This window comes from Sanguibacter suaedae, assembly GCF_016342785.1.
GTDB classification, from domain to species: Bacteria; Actinomycetota; Actinomycetes; order Actinomycetales; family Cellulomonadaceae; genus Sanguibacter; species Sanguibacter suaedae.
This window is the reverse complement of sequence record NZ_JAEINH010000004.1, coordinates 240,790-260,240: the sequence shown is the minus strand read 5'-3', so window position 1 is coordinate 260,240 and position 19,451 is coordinate 240,790. Positions and strand designations below refer to the sequence as shown.

Here is a 19,451-nt window from a genome sequence, read left to right as displayed (position 1 = left end):
CACGCCGCTAACGTTCACGCATGACAGCTGCGAGGCGCCACCGGCGAGGACCCCGCCGGAGGCCCGTGCTCCGGGTCGCCGCCCTCGCCGCGACGGGGATGCTCACCGCCGGCGCCGTCGCGGCCGGGGCCACGTACGTCCGTCTCGACTCGAACGTGGAGCGCATCGAGGTCGAGACCCTCATGGGCACCGACCGTCCCCCCGCACCGCCACCCCCGGACCCGTCCGACCCCCGCGCGGGCCTGCCGATGAACGTCCTGCTCCTCGGCTCCGACAGCCGCGAGGGTGAGAACGCCGCCCTCGGTGGCGAGAACGACGGGGTCGCGTCCGACACGACCCTCGTCATGCACCTGTCCGCCGACCGCTCTCGCGTCGAGATGATCTCCATCCCCCGGGACTCGCTCGTCGACATCCCCGCCTGCCAGACGACCCACGGCATCACGGGAGCCGCGCCGGAGGCGATGTTCAACAGCGCATTCGCCCGCGGGTGGGCCACCGGCGGTGACGTCGCCTCGGCTGCAGCGTGCGCCGCGACAACCGTCGAATCGCTCACCGGTGTGCGCCTCGACGGGATCGTCGTCGCGGACTTCGCAGGGTTCCAGTCCATGGTGGAGGCGCTCGGCGGCGTGTCGATCTGCATCCCCGAGCCCGTCTCCTCCCCGAAGGCGGGCGGTCTGACCCTGCCCGCAGGACCACAGGTGCTCGACGCCACGCAGGCGACGCAGCTCTCCCGCGCCCGGTCCGGGACCGGGTGGGGCCTCGAGCTCGCGTCCGACCTGTCGCGCATCGACCGGCAGCAGGCCCTCCTCGGCGCCATGGCGTCGACCGCCCTCGACAAGGACCTCGTCTCGGACCTGCCCCGGCTCACCGGGTTCGTCAGCGCCGTCACGCAGTCCCTCACCGTGAGCTCCGACCTCGGCTCCGGGCTCGAGCTCGCGGGGATCGCCCTGAGCCTCAAGGACATCGACCCCGCCGCCATCACCTTCACGCAGGTGCCCGTCGTCGACTCGCCGACCCACCGGTACCGCGTCGAGTGGACGTCGCAGGCGGACGTGCTGTGGGCCGCCGTCCGCGACGACGTCCCCACCACGGTCGCCCTGGCGCCCGACACCGCAGCAGCTCCTCCTGCGGCCCGGCCACCGTCGGCCGAAGCACCCGGCACAGGCGCCCCCACCACGTCCGACACGCCGTCGGCCACCCCCGGGACCACTCCTCCGGAGGGTGAGCAAGGGGCGAAAATCTGCCCCTGAGGGCAAGTGATCTCCACAATCCCTCCACCGCGCTGTCCCGCGACGTTCTTCGCACCCACCAGGTCGCGCCCTAGGATTGCCGACTGTGACCCCCACCGAATCGCGCTCGCGCGCGGAGATCCGCGAGGAGCAGGCGCTCTCCGAGCAGCGCTTCCCCGCGCACGCGAGGTTCCGCCGGTCGCACCGCCTCATGCGGACGCTCGGCCTGGTCCTCACGGGTGCGCTCGCATTCGTCGCCACCGGGGCCGGGGCCGTCTACTACACCATGCAGGGGAACATCACGTCGGTCGACGTGAGCGCGCTCCTCGGCGACGCCGGCGAGGCGCAGCCGGACCCTGTCGACCCCAACGCGGGAACCCCGCTGAACATCCTCCTCCTCGGGTCCGACGACCGCTCGGGCGTCAACGCGGACATCGGTGGCGTCGAGGAGGGGATGCGGTCGGACACGTCGATCGTCATGCACATCTCCGCGGACCGCTCCCGCGTCGAGCTCGTCTCCATCCCCCGCGACACCCTCGTCGACATCCCGTCGTGCACCATGACCGACGGGACCACCACCTGGGCACAGTCCGACGCAATGTTCAACAAGGCGTTCGCGATCGGCTGGGACAACGGTGGGGACATCACCTCCGCCGTCGGGTGCGCCATGAAGACCGTCCAGGAGGTCACCGGGGTCACCCTGAGCGGCTTCGCCCTCGTCGACTTCGCAGGATTCCAGTCGATGATCGACTCCATCGGCGGCGTCCCCATGTGCATCCCCGAGAACATCGAGTCTCCCGATGCCGGCCTCTACCTGTCCGCCGGCTACCAGACCCTCAACGGCGCGCAGGCCCTCGGTCTCGCCCGCGCCCGGAAGGGGACGAACATGGACGGCTCGGACCTCAAGCGCATCGACCGCCAGCAGGAGCTCCTCGGCGCCACGGCCAGCGCCGTGCTCGACCGCAACACCCTCCTCGACCCCTCGTCGCTGCTCCCGTTCCTCAACGCCGCGACCTCGTCCATCACAGCGAGCCCCGAGCTCGCATCCATCCAGAACCTGTCCGGCCTCGCGTTCGCGCTGCGCGGCATCGACAAGAACAACATCACGTTCATGACGATCCCCATCATGGAGGCCCCCTCCGACCACAACCGCGTCGTCATGACGTCGGAGGCAGACACGATCTGGGGCAAGATCGCATCCGACACCCCCCTCGTGGAACCCGTCGTCCCCGTGGAACCATCACCCGACCCCGCTGCCCCCGCGCCCGAGGCGCCCGACGTCGTCGAGACACCCGTCGAACCGACGGCACCCGCCCCGGCCCCCGAGACGCCCGAGGGCGTCACGTCGGCCGCGACCGTCATCGACGGCTGCTGAGCGTTCACCTCCATGGTCCCCAACCAGCAGCCCTCCGGGCGTCGCGTCACCCCGCCGAGCTTCACCCCCCAGTCCGGTCGCCCCTCCCGGCCCGGGGCCGCGGACGAGGCGATCCCGGTCGGCGAGAGCTCGCCCGGAGCACCGTCCCCGCAGGCTCCTCGCCCGCCGCGCGAGCCCCGCATCCCCACGCACGACCGGCCCGCCGGGCGCAGCCCGGCGCCCTCACCCGCGCAGCCCGCGTCGTTCGCGCCGTCCGACCGCCCCGCACCAGCACGCGCCCCGCGGCAGGCCCCCCCGTCCCGGTCCGCGACGCCCGCGAACGCCGCCCCAGGTGCCGTCGCACCCCGTCGGAGCGCACAGCAGCGGAACGAGATCCGACGCCCCGCACCGAGCGCCGCTCCCCCGAGCCGCGGAGCGGCACCAGTGGCACGCGCCCCGCGTCCCGGCGGACCGTCGCGCGAGAACACCCGGCCCGGCGGTCCTCCGGCGCCCGGCGCACCGCACGCGCCCGGGCGCGTGCGTCCGCGCTGGGGTCGGATCATCGGCATCGGGCTGGTCCTCGTCCTCGTCCTCGCCCTCGCATGGCCCATCGGGCTCCTCATCTGGGCCAACGGCAAGATCAACCACATCGAGGCGCTCTCCGGTGCACCCGACACCGTCGGCACCACCTACCTCCTCGCCGGCTCCGACTCGCGGGCCGACGGCACCGTCGGCGAGGACGGCACCGAGGGGGCCCGCACCGACACGATCATGCTGCTCCACGTCCCCGAGACCGGGACGACCTCCCTCATCAGCCTGCCCCGTGACACGTACACCGAGATCCCGGGCAACAGCGCGAGCAAGCTCAACTCGTCCTACTCCTGGGGTGGTGCGCCGCTGCTCGTCGAGACGGTGGAAGGTCTCAGCGGTCTTACCGTCGACCACTACGTCGAGGTGGGCTTCGGAGGCGTCGAGCAGATCGTCGACGCCGTCGGTGGCGTGGAGCTGTGCCTCGACTACGACGTGAACGAGCCCATGAGCGGCCTCGTGTGGACCGCCGGCTGCAGCACCGCGGACGGCACCACCGCGCTCGCGTTCTCGCGGATGCGCTACGCCGACATCACGGGCGACATCGGGCGTGGTGAGAGACAGCGACAGGTCATCGGGGCGGTGACGTCGAAGCTCCAGGACCCGTCGCTCCTCCTCAAGCCCGGCGCACAGGTGGACCTCGTCGGGTCGGGTCTCGGAGCGGTGAGCACCGACGAGGAGACGAACATCATCGACCTCGGGCGGCTCGCCCTCGCGTTCCGGGACGCCAACGGCGCCGACGGGGTCACGGGTACCCCGCCGATCAGCAACCCCGACTACCGCCCCGGGGGCGTAGGCTCCACGATCCTGCTGGACCCCGAGGCGACACCGCAGTTCTGGACGGACGTCCGCGACGGCGACCTGCCCGCCGGCACCGTCGGCGGAATGCCGCAGTAGTCGACGCGTCCCGGCCGGAGACCAGGTCCCCCCGCCGCCGGCCGGCGTGGTTCAGACGCCGAACCCCGTCCTGCGCTCACGTCCCGCCCGCAGCCGTGCGCCCTTGGCGCGGGCCTGGTCGCCCAGGTCCTCCTGGAACGTCACCATCCTGTCCCGCAGGGCGACCGCCTCGTCGTCCGTGCCGGAGGCGAGGATTCGTGCCGCGAGGAGCCCCGCGTTCCGCGCCCCACCGATGGACACCGTCGCCACCGGCACACCCGCGGGCATCTGCACGATCGACAGCAGCGAGTCCATGCCGTCAAGATGCGCGAGGGGCACGGGCACCCCGATCACCGGGAGCGGGGTCACCGCAGCGAGCATGCCAGGAAGGTGCGCCGCGCCACCGGCGCCCGCGATGATCACGCGCAGTCCTCTGCCGGCGGCCTGGCGACCGTACTCGATCATCTCCGTCGGCATCCGGTGCGCCGAGACGACGTCCACCTCCACGGGGACGTCGAACTCGCCCAGTGCTGTCGCGGCGGCCTCCATGACGGGCCAGTCCGAGTCGGACCCCATGACGATCCCTACGGTCGCGCTGGTCATCGTGTGCTCCTCGTGGTGGGGGGCGAGGCCGGAGCCGCGCCGTGGTGGGGGTTCGTCCTGGTACTCACTCGCCGCGGAGGACCGCGGCGGCCTGCTGCGCCCGGCGCCGGACGGTGTCGAGGTCGTCACCACGGACGTTCACGTGCGCGAGCTTGCGTCCCTCGCGCACGGCCTTGCCGTAGAGCTCGACCCGCGCGTCCGGGAAGGACCCGAGGACGCCGGGGAGAGCGTCGGTGAGGTCCGGCAGGGTGCTGCCCAGGACGTTCGCCATGACCGTCCAGGGCGCCGTCGCCGCGGTGTCACCGAGGGGCAGGTCGAGGACGGCCCGCAGGTGCTGCTCGAACTGGCTGGTCACGGACCCGTCGATGGTCCAGTGCCCGGAGTTGTGCGGTCGCATGGCCAGCTCGTTGACGAGCACCCCCGGGGTGCCGTCCGGCCCTGCTCCCGCCACCTCGAACATCTCGACCGCGAGGACACCCGTGACACCGAGGCCCTCGGCGATCGCCACGGCGACCTCGTCGGCCCGACGCGCCTCGTCGGCCGTGATCCCCGGCGCCGGCGCGATGATCTCGGAGCACACCCCGTCCCGCTGGACGGACTCCACGACGGGCCACGTCCGCGTCTCGCCGCTCGGGCGACGCGCGACGAGGACCGCGAGCTCACGGACGAACGGCACCTTCTCCTCGACGAGCAGCGCCGGACCACCCGCCTCCACGCCCTCGAACCAGTCGACGACGTCGTCGACGGACGAGACCACGCGGACCCCCTTGCCGTCGTACCCTCCGCGGGACGTCTTCACGACGGCGGACCCGTCCGGGGATCCGGCGAGGAAATCGGCGAGCTCGCGCCGCGCCTCGGCGGTGTCGCGGGAGAGCGCCGCCCAGCGTGGGCACGGCACCCCGAGGTCGGTGAGGGTGCGGCGCATGACGATCTTGTCCTGCGCCCGGGAGAGCGCCTCCGGGCCGGGCTGCACGGACCGTCCGTCCGACAGCAACGCCTGGAGCACAGGATCCGGCACGTGCTCGTGCTCGAAGGTCACGGCGACGGACCCTTCCGCCGCGGCCCGCACGGCGGCCTCGTCGGAGGCCGCCCCCACGGGGGCGTCGGCCACGACCTGGCCCGCGGACGTGCCGGGGTCCTCCACGAGGACCCGTAGGTGCACGCCGAGGCGGACCGCCGCCGGAACCATCATCCGGGCGAGCTGCCCGCCACCTATCACTGTGATCACCGGTGCTGCCACAAGCGATCACCCTAGTCGACCTGCACGGCGGGAGCGGCCCTCGCCTAAAGGTTTCGACGCGGACGCCGGGCCGCCTCCGTCGGCCTGCGGGATAACCTTCCTCCATGACAACGGACGTCGGGGAGCGGCGTGCACCCGGTGGCGCCACGAGCGCTCGCTCGCGCCGCGCCGCACTCGTCGCCCGGTTCGTCGAGCTCGTCCGGTTCGGGACCGTCGGCGGTGTCGCGTTCGTCGTCGACGTGGGCCTGTTCAACCTCTTGAGGTTCGGACCCGGCGCGCTCCTCGAGGAGCAGCCCATCACCGCCAAGGTCGTGTCGGTGGCCGTCGCGACCCTCGTCAGCTGGCTGGGCAACAGGTACTGGACGTTCTCCGGTCGACGGACGGAACAGCACGTCCGCGAGCTCGCTGTCTTCGTCCTCGTCAACGTGGCCGGGATGGGCATCGCGGTCGCGTGCCTGGGGATCTCGCACTACGTCCTCGGGCTCACCTCACCGCTCGCCGACAACATCTCGGCCAACGGCGTGGGCCTCGTCCTGGGGACGGCGTTCCGGTACCTCGCCTACCGGCGCTGGGTGTTCACGGCACCTGGAGCACCCGCCCGCTGACCCCCGTCACCAGACGCGACGACGGCGGTTCCTGCTCGAGATCGCCATCCCGCGCGGCAGGACGACGTCGGGGTCCATGGTGCGGGGCACGCCCGCGAGGTAGAGGGAGAACACGGGGGGCTGACGCTGGGAGAGCTCGAGGCGCCCTCCGTCCGCGGCCGCGAGGTCACGGGCGAGCGCGAGACCGAGACCGGTGCCGTTGCCCGACGTCACCTCACGCTCGAAGATCCGCGGCGCGAGGTCGTCCGGAACGCCGGGGCCCTCGTCGGACACCTGGATGACCATGGCCCCGCTGGGACCCGAGGGCTTGGCCCTCACGGTCGTGGTGCCTCCACCGTGCTTGAGGGAGTTCTCGATGAGGGTCGCGAGGACCTGGGCGAGGCCACCCGGCGTCGCGAGGACGTGGACCTCCGGGGAGACGTCCACCTCGAGCTTGCGCCCGTGCTGCGCGAAGGTGGGCGCCCACTCCTCCTCCTGCTGCTGCACCACCTCGACGAGGTGCACGGCCTCGGTGGTCCCACCGGTCGAGCGCGATCGCCCGAGGAGGTCGTCGACGACCTGCACCAGACGCTCGACCTGCTCGAGGGAGATGCGCGCCTCCTCCTTGACCTCCTCGTTGTCGCCCGCGGCGTAGGAGATCTCCTCGAGGCGCATGGACAGCGCCGTGAGGGGCGTGCGGAGCTGGTGGGACGCGTCCGACGCGAACTGTCTCTCCGCGGCCAGGCGTCCCGCCATGCGGTCAGAGCTGCGCGCGAGCTCGGCGGCCACGAGGTCGATCTCCTCCACGCCGGACGGTTCGACGCGTGGTCGGACCTGCCCGGAGCCCAGCTGTTCCGCCGAGGCCGCGAGGTACACGAGCGGCGCGGCGAGCCGGTTGGCCTGCCAGACGGCCGTGAGGATCCCTGCCCCGAAGGCCACGATGGCCGCCGCGATGACGAGGACGACGATCTGGACGCTCCGCAGGACGAGCTGGAGGTAGGACACCGAGACGAACACGAGGGCGTTCGACTGGGTCCGGATGGGCCGTTCCTCGACCCGCCCCTCGACGGGCTCTCCTGCGGTGGTCTGGGTGCCGTCGGGCGTGATGACGAGGACGTACGCCAGCAGGCGGCCGTCCTCACCGCCCACGTACCGCTCGAGCAGGTCCTGCGTGATCGGTTCGCCCCGGTCGAGGCGTCCCTCGACGAACCGCCCGAGCTCGGAGGTGCGCTGGTTGAGGGCGCGGATCTCCGTGTCGTAGACGAGCCGTCCCCCGAGGATGCCGAGCGGCAGACCGAGGAGGATGACGGCGACCGCGACGGCCGAGACCGTCGCGACGAGGACCCTACGACGCATGGGGCGTGCCTCCGGTCGGTCGGGTCCGGGCAGGTCGGGTCCGCGCAGGACGGGTCACGGACGGCGCCCAGGACCTGGGCGTGCGCTCAGTGCTCACCCGACTCGAAACGGAACCCGAGCCCACGGACCGTCGTGATGTAGCGCGGGGAGTTCGCGTCGTCCCCGAGCTTGCGGCGCAACCACGACACGTGCATGTCGAGGGTCTTGGTGGAGCCGATGGGCTCCGACCCCCAGACCTCACGCATGAGGGTGTCCCGCACGACCACGGTCCCCGCACCCTGCACGAGCACACGCAGGAGCTCGAACTCCTTGGTGGTGAGGTGCAGCTCGCGGTCGCCCTGGAAGGCCCGGTGCGCGGCGACGTCGACCCGCACGTCCTGCGCCTGGAGCTCCTCGGCCTCCGTGGGGTCGCCGTGGGTGCGGCGCAGGAGCGCCCGGACCCGCGCGAGGAGCTCGGCGAGCCGGAAGGGCTTGGTGACGTAGTCGTCGGCCCCCGCGTCGAGCCCGACGACGAGATCCACCTCGTCGGCGCGGGCGGTGAGCACGAGCACGGGAGTGGTCAGCCCCTGCCCGCGGATGGCACGGGCGACCTCGAGGCCGTCCATGTCAGGCAGGCCGAGATCGAGCACGACGAGGTCCGCTCCGGACGCGTTGTCGATCGCGCCTTGACCGGTCCCTTGCACAACGACGTTGTACCCCTCGCGAGAGAGGGCACGGGCCAAGGGTTCGGCAATCGCCGGGTCGTCCTCTGCCAGAAGTACGTGGGTCATTCGCCCATGCTAGGTCATGAATCACCCTCGCGGACCATCTCCTCGACCCGCGAGTCCTCCCCCGGTCTGACGCGCCCACGGCCGCGGCCCGCCTACGCTGGCGCGATGAACTGGTACGACGCCGTCGGGCGGTGGATGGAGGACCGCAGGACCCTCGTGGACGCCGTGGGCACGAGCCTCGCGCTGCTCGTCGTCGTCCCGCTCACCGTGGCCCTGGCACCCAACGACACGACGTCGCTCGAGACCGGTCGGGACGGCTGGACCGTGGCCGTGCTCTCGACGCTCGTGGTCGCTCCGCTCGCGATCCGCCGGTCGCACCCGGTCCTGTCCGTCGCCCTCGTGTACGGCGCCACCCTCTTCCACCAGCTCCTCGGCCTGCCCTTCCTCATGCCTGCGGACATGCTCGTCCTCGTCGCGCTCTTCTCGGTGACCGTGTACGGGCCGCGGTGGGCCCACCTGGTCGCCATCGCGTCCGGTCTCGTCGGCTGCATGATGCTCGGCGTGTTCATGGGGATGATCACCGGGGACATCGTCGTGCTCGTCTTCATCACGTCGCTCTTCGTGGGGTCCCTCTTCCTCGCCACCTGGGCCTTCGGCCTGGTGCGGCGCGGCAGACGAGACACCATCAACGCCCTGCGCGACCGCGCGCTGCGGCTCGAGGTGGAGCGTGACCAGCAGGCGAAGATCGCCACCGCCGCCGAGCGCTCCCGCATCGCCCGCGAGATGCACGACATCGTCGCCCACTCCCTCTCGGTGATGATCGCCCAGGCCGACGGGGGCCGGTACATGGCGACCACCGACCCGGAGGCGGCCGGACGGACCCTGACGACCATCGGCGAGACGGGGCGCGCCGCCCTCGCCGACATGCGCAGGCTGCTCGGGGTGCTCCGCTCCGACGGCGACGACGAGGACGACGGGGCGGCGCTCACGGCGGACCGCACCCCGCAGCCCGCAGCAGGGGACATCGAGAGCCTCGTCGCCCAGGTGCGTGCGTCGGGCACCCGGATCTCCCTCGTGCGGATGGGCACCGCCCGCACGCTCCCGCCGGGCACCGGACTGACGCTCTACCGCATCTGCCAGGAGGCCCTCACCAACATCCTCAAGCACGCCGGGCCCGACCCGGGCGTCACCGTCGTCCTCACCTGGGCCCGGGCAGGCGTCCGCCTCGAGGTCGACGACGACGGCCGGGGCGCGTCGGCCGACAGCGACGGCGCCGGGCAGGGCCTCCTCGGCATGCGCGAGCGCGCCGCCATGTTCGGCGGGACCGTCGTCACCGGTCCCCGTCCCGGCGGCGGCTTCCGTGTGATGCTTGACCTCCCGCTGCCCGAGCAGCGGGACTGACCGGACAGGAGCTCCCCGACCATGCACGACACCCCTGCGAGCGCGCCCATCCGCGTCGCCATCGTCGACGACCAGCAGCTGTTGCGCGCCGGGTTCCGGATGGTCATCGACTCCCAGCCCGACCTCGAGGTCGTGCTCGAGGCCGGCGACGGGGCGCAGGCCGTGCGGCTGCTCACGGACCACGTCGTGGACGTGGTCCTCATGGACGTGCGCATGCCCACCCTCGACGGGCTCGAGGCGACCGCGCGTCTCACCGAGGCCTGGAGCGCGGCTCCCACCGGCCGCACCCCCCGCATCATCGTCCTCACGACCTTCGACCTCGACGAGTACGCCCTCGAGGCGATCAGGGCCGGGGCGAGCGGCTTCCTCCTCAAGGACGCCCAGCCGGAGGACATGCTCGCGGCGATCCGCACGGTCCACTCCGGCGACGCCGTCATCGCGCCGTCCACGACCCGGCGCCTCCTGGACCGCCTCGTCACGACCCTGCCCGAGGAGCAGCTGGTCGACTCCGGACAGGCGTCCGCCGTCGACGGGCTCACCGACCGCGAGCGCGAGGTCCTCGTCCTCATGGCGCGGGGCCGGTCCAACCAGGAGATCGCGCGGGACCTGTTCGTCGCCGAGGCGACGATCAAGACGCACGTGGGTCGGATCCTCGCGAAGCTCGGCGCGCGGGACCGTGTGCAGGCCGTCGTCGCGGCCTACGAGGCAGGGCTGGTGCGGCCGGGCGAGTGACCGTCCACGGGCGGAGGACCTGCGTCGAGGCGGCTCCCCCCACGGGATGACGGCCTGGTGGAGGGACCAGCCCGGGGTCCGACGCAGCGGCACGGGTGGCGTCGGTAGCGTCGTCGGTGCGTCGGGGAGGCAGCCCCCTGCTCCCCGGCGACCAGACATGCACGGTGCGCACTCGACCTTGGAGATCTTCGTGGACACGACCGTCTACCGCCCTGACCAGCCCGACGCCGGCACGAGCCCGGCCGTGCGCGCCCGCGCGCTGACCAAGCTCTACGGACGCGGCGAGGGGACGGTGCGTGCCCTGGACGGGGTGGACGTCGACTTCGCCGCCGGTCGTTTCACGGCGATCATGGGTCCGTCGGGCTCGGGGAAGTCCACCCTGATGCACCTCCTCGCAGGTCTCGACACGGCGTCGTCGGGGCAGGCGTTCATCGGTGACACCGACGTGACGCAGCTGAACGACAACGAGCTGACGGGGCTGCGCAGGGACCGGGTGGGGTTCGTCTTCCAGTCGTTCAACCTGCTGCCGATGTTCACGGCGGAGCAGAACATCACGCTGCCGGTCACCCTCGCGGGAGCCAAGGTGGACGCCGCGACCAAGGAATGGTTGGGCACTCTCGTGGAGACGCTGGGCCTGTCGGAGAGGCTCGCCCACCGTCCCTCGGAGCTGTCGGGCGGGCAGCAGCAGCGGGTGGCGATCGCGCGGGCGCTCATCGCCAGGCCGGAGGTGGTGTTCGCGGACGAGCCGACGGGGAACCTCGACTCGAGGTCGGGTGCGGAGGTCCTGAGCTTCCTGCGCCGGTCGGTACGTGAGCTGGGCCGGACCATCATCATGGTCACGCACGACCCGGCGGCCGCGGCGTACGCGGACCGGGTGGTGCTCATCGCGGACGGGCGGATCGCGGGTGACATCGCCGACCCGACTCCCGAGTCGGTGCTCGCGGGCCTCGACGCGCTGCGCACGTTCGAGTCGACCGCCCAGGGCACGCAGTCGCAGGTGGCCGGCCGATGATCAGGATCACTCTCGCCCAGATGCGTCGCAGCGTCGGGCGGCTCACGGCGGCCGGGATCGCGATCGTCATCGGCACGGCGTTCGTGGCCGCGACCCTGCTCGCCGGGGACGTGCTCAAGCGTGCGAGCTACGACTCCGTGGCTGCGGCCTACGCCGACGCGACGCTCGCGGTGGTCGTCACCGACCCCTACTCCGCTCCGGAGTCGCTGACCGCCGAGGAGGTCGACGCCCTCGGGGACGTCGACGGCGTCCAGGCGGTCGCGGGCCGCCAGAACGCGTACCTCACCCTCGGTTCCGGCACGTCGCAGGTCTTCCAACCCGCGATCGGTGTGGGTCCGGACCCTGCGCTCCAGCCGCTCACGGTCACCGAGGGCCGGTTCCCCGGGTCGGCCGTCGAGGTGGCGCTGCCCGCCAGCACGCTGGAGCTGCTGAACGCCAGCGTGGGCGGCACCGTCGAGCAGCAGGTCGAGACGTTCGTGCCGGACCCCGACGACGAGGACGGCGGCGAGTGGGTGTCGAGCACCCAGGACCTCACGGTCACGGGCGTCGTCGACGACCCGTACGGGGCGTTCGCCACCCAGGGCGGTGCAGCGGTCCTCACGGACGAGGCGCTGGAGGAGACGCTCGAGCACAACAACGACTCCGAGAAGATCTTCAGCACCGTCCTCGTCCTCGCCGAGCCCGGTGCGGACGTCGCCCAGGTCCGTGCCGCCGTCGAGGCGGAGGTCGCGGACGGCTACGAGGTGCTCACCAAGGACGAGGCCGCTGCGAGCGCGATCTCCTCGTTGACCAGCGGGGCGAACGTCCTCACCAGCGTGATCCTCGGCTTCGCGGCGATCTCGCTGCTCGTCGCGGCGCTCGTCATCTCCAACACGTTCCAGGTGCTCGTCGCGCAGCGGACCCGGGTCCTCGCCCTGCTGCGGTGCGTCGGCGCCACGAAGGCGCAGCTGCGCGCGTCGGTGGCCCTCGAGGCCCTCATCCTCGGGATCGTGTCCTCGGTCGCCGGTTTCGTCCTGGGGGCGGGTCTGGTGCAGGTCGCGCTCGTGGTCGTCGGGCGGATGGACGTGGGCATCCCGGTCCCGGGGACCATCGCCGTGACGGTCGCGTCGCTGCTGTGGCCCGTGCTCATCGGGACGGCCGTCACGGTGGTCGCGAGCCTCGTGCCCGCCCGGGCGGCGACGCGCGTCGCTCCGCTCGCCGCGCTGCGACCTGCGGACGCCCCTGCCCTCACGGGTCGCGCGGGGAAGCTCCGCGGGGCCGCCTCGCTGCTCCTGGTCGTCGGCGGGACGGTCGCCCTCGTGGGTGCCCTCCTGCTGAGCAGGAGGGGTGGGGGCAACGTCGAGATCGCCCTCGTCATCGGGATCGCCGGTGGTGCGGTGTCCTTCGTGGGGATCCTCCTCGGTGCCGTGTTCTGGCTTCCGGGTGTCGTGAGCCGCATCGGGGCCGTCCTCGCCCGCAGCGGTGTGAGCGCGCGCCTCGCCGCGGCGAACACCGGGCGCAACCCGCGCCGGACCGCGGCCACGAGCACGGCGCTGCTCATCGGTGTCACGCTCGTCGCGATGATGTCCGTCGGTGCCGCCACGGCTCGGACGTCCCTCACGGGGACCCTCGACGACACGTACCCGGTGGACGTCTCCATCGGCAGCCAGACGTGGGACGAGACCGAGGAGCGCAACGCCGCACTGCCCGCCGCGACGCTCGCCGAGGTCGACGAGCTCGACGGGGTGGCTCACGTGACCCGTCTGGAGAGCACCGACGCGGACCTCGTCGTGGGCGAGTCGGAGACGACCGCCACGGTGCGCGGGGTGAGCGCCGCCGACGCCGCCGACGCCGTCCGGGCGTCGGAGCTCTTCTCCGAACTCGACGACGACACGATCCTCCTCCCGTGGAACGTCGGGTACGGGGAGATCACCGACGGTGCGACGGTCACCGTGACCGGTCCGGACGGGGAGCGGGAGCTCACGGTGCGCGAGGTGGACGTGCCCGGGTACGCGGCGCTCGTGACCCCGGCCACCCTCGCCGCGCTCGACACGAGCACCGTGGTCGACCACGCGTGGGTGCGGCTGGTGGACCTCGACGCCACCACCGACACGGTCACGGACATCCGTGGCGTGTTCTCGGACACCGCCGTGGAGATCTCCGGGGCGGCGGTGGAACGGGCGACGATGCAGGAGATCATCGACACGTTCCTCGCGGTCATCGTCGGGCTGCTCGCGATCGCGGTGATCATCGCGCTCATCGGTGTCGCGAACACCCTCGCCCTGTCGGTCATCGAGAGACGCCGGGAGTCGGCGACCCTCCGGGCGATCGGGCTCAGCCGCAGGCAGCTGCGCGCGACGCTCGCGGTCGAGGGGATGCTCATCGCCGGTGTGGGGGCGCTCCTCGGGGTGCTCCTGGGGCTGGTGTACGGGTGGCTCGGCTCGGTGATCGCGCTCGGGACCTTCGCTGACGTCACCCTCACCGTGCCGTGGCGGGACCTCACCCTCGTCCTCGTGGTGGCTCTCGCCGCCGGGCTGGCTGCCTCGGTGCTGCCAGCCCGGACCGCGGCACGGACCTCCCCGGTGGAGGCGCTCGCCGTGGAGTGAGCCGTCGTCCGGGCACCCCTGCCGCGGCTTCCCGCGGGAAGAGCCGAGCGCGGGCCTGTGGACGGAGGACGTCATCCTCATCGTCCACGGGCCCGCGCCGTACGTCCGGGCTCTCCCGCACCATGAGGGCGTGCACCCCACACCGTCTCCCTCCACCGCCGACGGGACGGTCCGCGTGACCGTCCACCCCGGCCAGGACGTCCTCGTCCCGCGCGGGCTCCCCCTGTCCGACCTCAGGCCCGCCCTCGCCGCCTGCACCGGACGCGCCGAGCTCCTCGACTCCGCGCTGCACGTCACCGACCGGCGCCTCGACGAGCACCACGTGGTCGGGCACCCCCCGCTGGTGGCAGGTGCCACCCTGCGGACCTCGCCGTCCCGGCCGAGCGCGACCGAGCGCGCGCTCGAGGGATCCGTCCACGTGGCGGTCCTCGCCGGACCGGGGTGCGGTCGCCTCCGTCGGCCGGACGAGCCGGACCTCCTCGACGGCACCGGACTCTCCGTCCGGCTGCGGTCCACCCGACGGCACCCCGTGGTCGTCGAGGTACGGGCGGACGGTCCGACCAGGGCGACACCGGGCGCACACCACGTCCGGTCCCGTGCGGGCCGCCGCTCCCGGCCCGTCCGCCGGTCCTGGCGGCGGTGGCACCCGGGCGACCGGATCCACGTCACCGGTCCTGCGCCCCGGACGTTCCAGCTGAGGGATGCACCGACCCTCGAGGACGTCACCCTCGACGCGCTCCTCGAGCCCCCGGAGAGCGCGTCGGGCTCCGACCGGGCCGCCGGGCACGGCATCACCGGCCCGACGATCGCAGCCGCCGCCGTCCCCGCGATCGGGTCCGTCGTCCTCGCCGTCGCGCTCGGCAACCCCCTGTTCATCCTCCTCGCCGTCGTCGGCCCGCTGGCCGTGCTCGGCCCGGCGCTGCTGCGGGGCCGCGCCGCACGGTCCGCACCCCCCGACGACGCGGGTGCCGCCACCGACGGGCTGCACCCGGCGGACCTCGCCACCGCCGTGGCCGCGAGCGCGCTCACGGCACCGCGGGACCGTCCCGTCGGGCCACCTGTCCGACCGGTCGAGCGGTCGCGGCTCCCCGCCGGACCGGCCGGGTCCTGCGTCGCCGTCGTCGGCGACCGGCCGGACGTCCTCGCGGTCGTCGGACGCCTCGTGACGCACCTCCACGCCACGGACGCCGGGCCGGTGACCGTGGTCCACGAGCCCGACCGGGCGCCGGACTGGGAGTGGGCGCGCTGGCTGCCGGGCTGTACCGGGCAGGCACCCCCGGCACCGCTGCCCGTGCCTCCGGGGACCGCGGTCGTCGTGGTCGACGCCACCGAGGACCCCGAGCTGCACGCACGCCTGGGGGCGTGGTGCGCCGCGCACCCCGGGTCGACGGTGCTCCTCGTCGCGGCCGGCGACCACGTCCCGTCCTGGTGCACGACCCGCGCCGACGTCGCGCAGGGCAGCGTCCGGTGGAGCGCCCCGGGGCGGCGGCCGCGGACGGGCCCTCTCGAGGCACCCGACGCCGCGTGGCTCGAGGAGTACGCACGCAGCGTCGCGGGGCTCGCGGACCGGGGGCGCTGGCCCGCGGTGACCGCACGGGCCGGTGACCGGCGCGACGGGTCGCCGCCTCTCGAGGAGGACCTTCCCGGATCGGTCGCGCTCATCGACGTCCTCGGCGCGGCCACCACTCCCCGAGGGATCGCCGCGCGCTGGCAGCATGCGCCCTCCTCGTCGCTCGTCGTCCCGCTCGGCACAGGGCCCGGTGGTGCGCCGGTCACCGTCGACCTGCTGCGCGACGGCCCGCACGCCCTCGTGGCCGGCACGACGGGCGCCGGCAAGTCGGAGCTCCTGCAGACCCTCGTCCTCGGCCTGGCACTCACGTACCCGCCGGACGCGCTCGCCGTCGCACTCGTCGACTACAAGGGCGGGGCGAGCCTGGGTGCGTGCGCCCGGCTCCCCCACGTCGTCGGGCAGGTGACGGACCTCGACCCGGGTGTGGCGGGACGCGCCCTCGCCGGGCTGCGCGCCGAGCTGCGGCGCCGGGAGCGTGCCTTCGCGGCGGTGGGCGCCCGGGACCTGGGCTCCTACCGCGACCTCGCGGGGCCTGACGACGAGCCGTTCCCCCGGCTCCTCGTCGTCGTCGACGAGTTCCGGGCGATGGCCGACGACCACCCCGACTTCATCCCCGGCCTGGTGCGGATCGCCGCCCAGGGGCGGTCGCTGGGTATCCACCTGGTGCTCGCCACGCAGCGCCCCAGCGGGGCGATCACCGCGGACATGCGCGCCAACATCTCCCTGCGGATCGCGCTGCGCGTCGTCGACGACGCAGACTCCACCGACGTGATCGACCACCCGGGGGCCGCGAGGATCAGCGCGACACACCCGGGGCGGGCGTTGCTCCGCCGCGGGCTCGACGAGCCGGAGGCGGTGCAGACGTTCTACGCGGCGGGCGCTCCGTCGGAGCGCGGGGCGAGCATCACGCCTGCCCCGGCATGGGGGCGGGTCCCGTCCGCACCGTCCCGCGCCGCGTGGTCGTCCTTCGGCGAACCGGAGCGTGCGGCCCGGGCTCCCGTGGACCAGGTGGGCCTCCTCGTCGCAGCAGCGCGCTCGGCGGCGACCGCCCGGGGCACCGGCACGCCCAGGGTGCCGTGGACGCCCGCCCTGCCCACCCGGGTGGCGTGGGACTCCCTGCCCGGGGTGACCGGTGCGGCCGGACTCCCGGTCGCGCTCGTCGACCAGCCCGACGCGCAGCAGCACGGGACGTGGTCGTGGGACGTGCGGGCAGGGCACCTCCTCGTGCTCGGGCGGGCGGGGACCGGGCGTACGTCGACCCTGCGGACGGTGGCCCGCGCGGCCGCGCTGCGCGGGACCACGGTCCACGTGGTGGGCCGCGACGACCTCGGTCTGGCGCCGGGGACCGCGGGGACGGGGACGTGGGTGGACCGCTCGGACCCACGCCGGCTCGCGCGGCTCCTGCAGGTCCTCCTCGCCGAGACGCCTGCGCCCTCCGGGGCGAGGGCGGGGGTGACCGACGAGGGCACGCCCCGGCACCTCGTCGTCGTCGACGGGCTCGAGGACGCCCTCACGGCGCTCGGCATGGTGCGTCGCGGTGCCGGCGTCGACCTCCTCGTGAGCGTCCTGCGGGAGGGCCCCGCGCGGGGCGTCCTGGTCGCGGTCTCAGCGGCGAACCCGCCGGCCTCGAGCGTGTCCTCGCTCGTCGGGGTGCGCCTCCACCTCGCGGGCCGCGACCGCGCGGACGACACCTTCCTCGGCATCCCGGCGGCGTTCGCCGGGAAGGGCGGAGCCCCGGGCCGCGGGGTGGTGCTCACCGAGCACGGGCCCGCCCACTGTCAGGTGGCCCTCCCACCCGACCCACCACGGTCGGACGCGCCCGTCGAGGAGCCCACACGCCTGCTGCCGCTCCCCCGGACCGTCCGGCTGGACGTGGAGCCCGAGAACGAGGAGAGCCGACGCCGTACGGTCACGCTCGGTGCGGGGGGCGACCACGGCCTCCCGGTCGGCCTTCCCGCCGGGAGCCACATGCTCGTGTGCGGCCCACCGGGCTCCGGCCGGAGCAGCGCCCTCCAGGTGGTGGCCGACCACGCGAGGAGGTACGGACACCTGCTGGGGGTCGCGTCGCGGGAGTCCGCGGTCGCCGTTCCCGGTGTACCGGCGCTCGAGAGCTACGGACCCGCCGCGGCCGCCGAGTTCCTGGAGGGGATCCTCCAGGCGGCGCGGCAGGCCGGGGGCACGCGTCCGACGACGGTGGTGCTCGACGACCTGGACGCCCTCGGTCTCGCCGCCCCGGCTGCCGTCGACGCCCTCCACGCGACGCTGGGCCAGCTGCCCACGCTCCGGGTGGTGGCCTCGAGCGCGACCGGCACCGCGGCCGGAGCGTTCCGGGGACTCGTCGCCGAGCTCCGCAACCGGCGGCGCGGCCTGGTCCTCGACCCGGCCGCCCAGGGCAGCGCCGAGGTGTTCGGTGTCGACCTCGCCTGGCACGTGGACCCGCAGGTCCGAGTCCCAGGACGTGGTGTGCTCGTGGAGGGCTCCACGATCGTCCCGCTCCAGGTGGCGATCCCGCGGCGGTCAGTCCTCGTCGAAGGGTGATCCCTCGCGGCGCGTGAACTCGACGACCGACGGTGCGAAGAGTCCCACGAGGCCGGCCGCGGAGACCACGGCGATGGCGCTCGGGAGGGCGACGAGCCCACCCTGGAAGAAGCTCACGGCGACGAGGAGACCGAGGATCTGGACGGTCGAGGCGATCCCGCGCACCCACGAGCGGCCCAGCCCGATCGCCCAGGCGCCCGCCAGGAGCACCCAGGCGGCCAGCCCGGCGCACACCACGAGGGCCACGGCCACCGGGACCGACCCGTCGCCCTGCGGGTGCACGAGCGACACGATCCCCCGGACCGCCAGGGCGACGAGCACGAGCGCCTCGAGGGCGAGGACCACGGAGGCGAGGAGCGCAGCCCGCGGCCGTGGGAACCGGAACCAACCGGCGAGACCGTGGCGGTCCCCTCCGTCGCGGGCACCGGTCGAGCCGCTCACCGCGCCACCCCGGGCGTCGCGCATGAGCGGAAGAAGGATCCAGGCCCGTCGGTGTCCATAGGTGCCAGGAGAATATCTGAAGCGGAGGGCTGCTCGTGACACCCGCCCGAGCAGCGTCGCGGAGCACACACTCGCGCTTCACCCAGGAACCGCGGAATCCCGCGCCGAGAACACCGCACCGGCCGTCCCTTATACCCCAGACTCGACCCTCTTCCGACCACAGATGTGACGAAGACCTCAGCCGTCACCCAGAGGAAACCTTCCCGTAACCCTTGTGCAGCCGTCCCACGAGGTGTGAACTGGTTACCAGCAGTTACACACCCCACCAAGCCCCCGTACCCATCGGCTTGGTTCCCCCCTGCCTAGGAGTGCCCATGGATTGGCGTCACCGCGCAGCCTGCCTCGACGAGGACCCGGAGCTGTTCTTCCCCATCGGGAACACCGGCCCGGCGATCCTCCAGATCGACGAGGCCAAGGCTGTCTGCCGCCGTTGCGACGTCGTCGACACCTGCCTCAAGTGGGCCATCGAGTCCGGACAGGACGCCGGCGTCTGGGGCGGCCTCTCGGAGGACGAGCGCCGCGCCCTCAAGCGCCGCACCGCCCGCGCCCGCCGCGCGAGCTGAGGCCGGTCG

At 73.4% G+C, this 19,451-nt stretch carries 15 protein-coding genes; 10 read left to right on the top strand and 5 right to left on the bottom strand.

Annotated elements, in window-relative coordinates:
* Window positions 1-20 precede the first annotated feature (20 nt).
* The 3 genes from JAV76_RS06975 (at window position 21) to JAV76_RS06965 (ending at window position 4,068) form a co-directional block, all read left to right on the top strand.
* Window positions 21-1,250: an LCP family protein gene (locus JAV76_RS06975; RefSeq protein ID WP_198733298.1), complete on the top strand. Its 1,230-nt coding sequence runs from the start codon at window positions 21-23 to the stop codon at window positions 1,248-1,250.
* A gap of 85 nt (window positions 1,251-1,335) precedes the next feature.
* Window positions 1,336-2,604 carry an LCP family protein gene (locus tag JAV76_RS06970; RefSeq protein ID WP_198733297.1) on the top strand — a complete coding sequence of 423 codons (1,269 nt, stop codon included), beginning with the start codon at window positions 1,336-1,338 and terminating at the stop codon, window positions 2,602-2,604.
* A gap of 12 nt (window positions 2,605-2,616) precedes the next feature.
* The gene (locus JAV76_RS06965) at window positions 2,617-4,068 is read left to right on the top strand and encodes an LCP family protein (RefSeq protein ID WP_198733296.1); all 1,452 of its coding nucleotides are present in this window, start codon (window positions 2,617-2,619) and stop codon (window positions 4,066-4,068) included.
* 51 nt (window positions 4,069-4,119) lie between these two features.
* On the opposite strand, the gene purE is transcribed toward JAV76_RS06965, so the two are convergent.
* Together purE and JAV76_RS06955 are read right to left on the bottom strand one after the other, a co-directional pair.
* Window positions 4,120-4,650: a 5-(carboxyamino)imidazole ribonucleotide mutase gene (purE, locus tag JAV76_RS06960; RefSeq protein ID WP_198733295.1), complete on the bottom strand. Its 531-nt coding sequence runs from the start codon at window positions 4,648-4,650 to the stop codon at window positions 4,120-4,122.
* Window positions 4,651-4,714: 64 nt separating this feature from the next.
* Entirely contained in the window at window positions 4,715-5,890 is a 1,176-nt protein-coding gene (locus JAV76_RS06955) for a 5-(carboxyamino)imidazole ribonucleotide synthase (RefSeq protein ID WP_198733294.1), read from the bottom strand.
* A gap of 104 nt (window positions 5,891-5,994) precedes the next feature.
* On the opposite strand from JAV76_RS06955, the gene JAV76_RS06950 reads away from it, so the two are divergent.
* Window positions 5,995-6,495 (top strand): GtrA family protein, encoded by a 501-nt coding sequence (locus tag JAV76_RS06950; RefSeq protein ID WP_198733293.1) that lies wholly within the window; start codon window positions 5,995-5,997, stop codon window positions 6,493-6,495.
* A 6-nt stretch (window positions 6,496-6,501) separates the two neighbouring features.
* Here the strand turns inward: JAV76_RS06950 and JAV76_RS06945 are convergent, their stop codons facing one another.
* Together JAV76_RS06945 and JAV76_RS06940 are read right to left on the bottom strand one after the other, a co-directional pair.
* The gene (locus JAV76_RS06945) at window positions 6,502-7,830 is read right to left on the bottom strand and encodes a sensor histidine kinase (protein WP_198733292.1); all 1,329 of its coding nucleotides are present in this window, start codon (window positions 7,828-7,830) and stop codon (window positions 6,502-6,504) included.
* Window positions 7,831-7,916: 86 nt separating this feature from the next.
* Window positions 7,917-8,600 carry a response regulator transcription factor gene (locus JAV76_RS06940; RefSeq protein ID WP_198733291.1) on the bottom strand — a complete coding sequence of 228 codons (684 nt, stop codon included), beginning with the start codon at window positions 8,598-8,600 and terminating at the stop codon, window positions 7,917-7,919.
* Window positions 8,601-8,705: 105 nt separating this feature from the next.
* Between JAV76_RS06940 and JAV76_RS06935 the strand changes: the two genes are divergently transcribed.
* From JAV76_RS06935 to JAV76_RS06915, 5 genes are all read left to right on the top strand, one after another.
* Complete coding sequence (locus tag JAV76_RS06935; RefSeq protein ID WP_198733290.1) at window positions 8,706-9,941, top strand: sensor histidine kinase; 1,236 nt, start codon at window positions 8,706-8,708, stop codon at window positions 9,939-9,941.
* Window positions 9,942-9,962: 21 nt separating this feature from the next.
* Window positions 9,963-10,673 carry a response regulator gene (locus tag JAV76_RS06930; RefSeq protein ID WP_198733289.1) on the top strand — a complete coding sequence of 237 codons (711 nt, stop codon included), beginning with the start codon at window positions 9,963-9,965 and terminating at the stop codon, window positions 10,671-10,673.
* Between the two features lie 190 nt (window positions 10,674-10,863).
* Window positions 10,864-11,685, top strand: coding sequence for an ABC transporter ATP-binding protein (locus tag JAV76_RS06925; protein WP_307844052.1), 822 nt, complete (start codon window positions 10,864-10,866; stop codon window positions 11,683-11,685).
* The gene (locus JAV76_RS06920) at window positions 11,682-14,270 is read left to right on the top strand and encodes an ABC transporter permease (protein WP_198733287.1); all 2,589 of its coding nucleotides are present in this window, start codon (window positions 11,682-11,684) and stop codon (window positions 14,268-14,270) included. Before JAV76_RS06925 ends, JAV76_RS06920 begins: the two co-directional genes overlap by 4 nt.
* A 130-nt stretch (window positions 14,271-14,400) precedes the next feature.
* Window positions 14,401-18,378 carry an FtsK/SpoIIIE domain-containing protein gene (locus tag JAV76_RS06915; protein ID WP_198733286.1) on the top strand — a complete coding sequence of 1,326 codons (3,978 nt, stop codon included), beginning with the start codon at window positions 14,401-14,403 and terminating at the stop codon, window positions 18,376-18,378.
* Here the strand turns inward: JAV76_RS06915 and JAV76_RS06910 are convergent.
* Window positions 18,358-18,819, bottom strand: coding sequence for a hypothetical protein (locus JAV76_RS06910; protein ID WP_230401947.1), 462 nt, complete (start codon window positions 18,817-18,819; stop codon window positions 18,358-18,360). The genes JAV76_RS06915 and JAV76_RS06910 overlap by 21 nt on opposite strands.
* Before the next feature lie 374 nt (window positions 18,820-19,193).
* On the opposite strand from JAV76_RS06910, the gene JAV76_RS06905 reads away from it, so the two are divergent.
* Window positions 19,194-19,442 (top strand): WhiB family transcriptional regulator, encoded by a 249-nt coding sequence (locus JAV76_RS06905; RefSeq protein WP_093183738.1) that lies wholly within the window; start codon window positions 19,194-19,196, stop codon window positions 19,440-19,442.
* Window positions 19,443-19,451: the final 9 nt, after the last annotated feature.

What these genes read in the sequence shown, in the direction of transcription:
- JAV76_RS06905 (WP_093183738.1), top strand. Translation starts at nt 19,194, where the DNA reads ATGGATTGGCGTCACCGCGCAGCCTGCCTCGACGAGGACCCGGAGCTG.
- JAV76_RS06950 (WP_198733293.1), top strand. Translation starts at nt 5,995, where the DNA reads ATGACAACGGACGTCGGGGAGCGGCGTGCACCCGGTGGCGCCACGAGC.
- JAV76_RS06945 (WP_198733292.1), bottom strand. Translation starts at nt 7,830, where the DNA reads ATGCGTCGTAGGGTCCTCGTCGCGACGGTCTCGGCCGTCGCGGTCGCC.
- JAV76_RS06965 (WP_198733296.1), top strand. Translation starts at nt 2,617, where the DNA reads ATGGTCCCCAACCAGCAGCCCTCCGGGCGTCGCGTCACCCCGCCGAGC.
- JAV76_RS06975 (WP_198733298.1), top strand. Translation starts at nt 21, where the DNA reads ATGACAGCTGCGAGGCGCCACCGGCGAGGACCCCGCCGGAGGCCCGTG.
- JAV76_RS06930 (WP_198733289.1), top strand. Translation starts at nt 9,963, where the DNA reads ATGCACGACACCCCTGCGAGCGCGCCCATCCGCGTCGCCATCGTCGAC.
- purE (WP_198733295.1), bottom strand. Translation starts at nt 4,650, where the DNA reads ATGACCAGCGCGACCGTAGGGATCGTCATGGGGTCCGACTCGGACTGG.
- JAV76_RS06920 (WP_198733287.1), top strand. Translation starts at nt 11,682, where the DNA reads ATGATCAGGATCACTCTCGCCCAGATGCGTCGCAGCGTCGGGCGGCTC.
- JAV76_RS06935 (WP_198733290.1), top strand. Translation starts at nt 8,706, where the DNA reads ATGAACTGGTACGACGCCGTCGGGCGGTGGATGGAGGACCGCAGGACC.
- JAV76_RS06940 (WP_198733291.1), bottom strand. Translation starts at nt 8,600, where the DNA reads ATGACCCACGTACTTCTGGCAGAGGACGACCCGGCGATTGCCGAACCC.